This window comes from Flavobacterium frigidum (assembly GCF_048286735.1).
GTDB lineage: Bacteria > Bacteroidota > Bacteroidia > Flavobacteriales > Flavobacteriaceae > Flavobacterium.
In genome coordinates this window covers 1-2,805 of record NZ_JBLVPU010000044.1, presented here as the reverse complement: position 1 = coordinate 2,805, position 2,805 = coordinate 1, and the positions used below count along the sequence as shown (strand labels likewise).

Annotated in this window: 2 protein-coding genes; both read left to right on the top strand. The window is 29.3% G+C overall.

From position 1 onward, the window contains the following. Positions 1 to 160: 160 nt before the first annotated feature. Positions 161 to 1,000, top strand: coding sequence for a hypothetical protein (locus tag ACNQGO_RS15310; protein ID WP_417985808.1), 840 nt, complete (start codon positions 161 to 163; stop codon positions 998 to 1,000). Between the two features lie 633 nt (positions 1,001 to 1,633). Further along, on the top strand, positions 1,634 to 2,500 hold the full coding sequence (locus ACNQGO_RS15305; protein ID WP_417985807.1) for a tetratricopeptide repeat protein: 867 nt from the start codon (positions 1,634 to 1,636) through the stop codon (positions 2,498 to 2,500). Positions 2,501 to 2,805 lie beyond the last annotated feature (305 nt).

The following is a 2,805-nucleotide window of genomic DNA, read 5'->3' as shown; positions in this document are numbered from 1 at the left end:
ATAATCATAAAGCGAGTTTTAATAGAACGAAGTTTAAATGTAGTTTAAATAACATATATTTACTCCATGAGTAACAAAATACAGTTTGTTTGGAGGTTTTTAGACGAACTGACGTTATGCCCAATTATACAGCAGAATCAAGAATCTAACACAATTTTGAATGAAAAGAATAATAATATTGATTTGTCTTGTGTTTACAAACTTATGTGTTTCTCAAGAAACTAAAGAAGTAAAAAACACTATCGGTGAAAAAGAAGAAGTTTTTAGCGTATTAAAATCTAAAACCGAAATTAAACACGGAAAATATTTATTGACTTGGAATTGGAAATATTATAATTCAATATCTGAAGAGGGAAATTACAAAAACAATGAAAAACAAGGAGTTTGGCTTGAATATTATCGTTTCCGAAACAAATACGATAAAAATGATATGCGTGTAAAATATCTAACGACATATGAAAACAATCAAAAAAATGGAATTTTTGTTGAATTTGGTTATGATAAAGACACATTACAAGTTGGTTCGTTCTTTAAAAATATTAAAACTGGCATTTGGAAAAGATTTGAAAATGGAAAACTTGTTGAACATTACGATTATTCAAATGAAAAGAATTTAATTGAAATTGATAACAACCAAAATGAAAAAGTAGATGTGCTTCCAAAAATTATTGATGGAGATTTAAATACATTCCTTATAAAAAACCTAAATCCTGTAAACTATAAAAAAAAGAAAGATTTATTTGGAAGTATTGAAGTAATAATATTAATAAAAAAAGATGGTTTAGTTCAAGTTATAGACATTACAGGAACAGAATATGAAGAGCTGAAAAATGAATTTAGTTTAGCTTTATCACAAAGTAGTGGAAAATGGGAACCAGCTATAAGAAATAAAGAGAAAGTTGATTTAAAAGTTTTAATTCCGATTAAATTCTTAATTGAATGGAAAAAGAACACGCATAGAGTTGGCATGAATTGTGGAATTATGAAACAAATAAAATAACTGGGCATAACACACGCTACAAGCAATTTGGGTATTAGGCTTAATTTGAAGTTGGGTTTGTATTTGGATAATTTGGCAAATCCGAAGAATGGGCTTAATTTAGTCCAAACTGCTTGTAGCGCGGGGACGTTATGCGGGAGTTATGCCGAAATTACGCAGATGAAAACAATTAGAAAATAAACATCGGTTTCCGCAAGAAGTTTACACAGCAGAAGCGTGAAAATTGGAATCGATAACAGAAGTCGGAAAGTTGTAATCTGACAATTGACAGACGAAAAACTGAAGTGGGAAAAGTAGAAACTTGAAAAGCAGAAGCGTGAAAGTTGGAATCTGCTAACAGAAAATTGAAAAACTGAAACTTGAAATTTTTTGCAAAGAATTTTAAAACGAAAAGTAAATAATTGAAAATAAAACGTTGAAAATTGCGAACCGAAAAAGCAGAAACGTGAAAATTGGAATGTGCCAACAGAAGCGTGAAAAATTGTGGTTTAATTGCAATTTCGACAAAATAACCCCCGCATAACAGCCACTACAACGGATTTGGGCATTTGGCTTAATCGAAAGATGGTTTTGTACTTAGTATGATTTGGCTAATCCGAAAATAGGGCTTAATTTAGTCCCAAACCCGCTGTAGTGCCAGAACGTTACTGGCTAGTTGAACCAAAAAACCGCATAGAAACAGAAATATTTAAAATGAAAAAAATTATTATTACTTTACTAATATTAAGCTTTAATTTAACTTTTTCGCAAAATTACTTCGAAGGTAAAAACTTGTATTGTAAATCTGAAAATCCCGAAGCAATGAAGCTTTTTAATTTAGGTATTGAGACTTTATATTTAAATAAATCTTTAGACCCAAAATATCTCAAAATAACTTCAAATATTTTCTTTAAGGCATACAAAACCGACACTACATTCTGTGATGCAATTTTTTTCACAGGATACACTTTGCGATTGTTGAATGACGAAAAGGCAATAGCTTGCTATATAATGGCTGACAGTTTATCAAAAAAAACATTAGAATTTAAAATAAATTTAGCTTCTGAAGGATTAAGATTAGGTCAAGATAGATCTTTAAAAATTGCTCGAAAAAAGTATAATGAAATAATTACTTTATTTCCTGAAAACCCTGAAGGTTATTATGGTTTTGCATTAACATCTCCTATTTTCGGTGATGTAGATAAAGGTTTAGAAAATATAAATATCGCAATTGAAAAATATAAATTATCAAATCCAAAATTAAAAAACGAAGTAATATTTCTAAAAGGTGTTTTATTATCACAAAACAAAAAATATGATGAAGGTTTAGAATATTTAGAAAAATGTTATTCAACTTATAAAAAAGATGAGAACTTTAAAATTCATTATTCATTATGTTTACTCAAAGTTTCTGAAATTAAAAATGACGAAAAAATGAAACAAAAAGCTTTTAAATTTTATGAACAAATAGAAAATAAACAGGAAATTCCAGAAGATATTAAATCCGTACTGAAATTTTAAAAAACTTGAAATTGGAATAGCACATAAAAAGTGCAAAAGTTGGAATCTGCCAACAGAAACGTGAAAAATTTGCGGTTTATTGATAATTCCGACAAAACAACCAGCCAGTAACACACGCTACAAGCAATTTGGGTTTTAGGCTTAATTTGAAGTTGGTTTTGTATTTGGAAGATTTGGCAAATCCGAATAATGGGCTTAATTTAGTCCCAAACTGCTTGTAGCGCGGGGACGTCAAACTGTCTAATAACCTCCTTTTCCCCTGTTAGATAATTTGTACAAAAAACCGTTCAAATAATTTGCATAAC

Excerpts from the sequence above, each read along its gene's own strand:
- ACNQGO_RS15310 (WP_417985808.1), top strand. The coding sequence starts at position 161 with ATGAAAAGAATAATAATATTGATTTGTCTTGTGTTTACAAACTTATGT.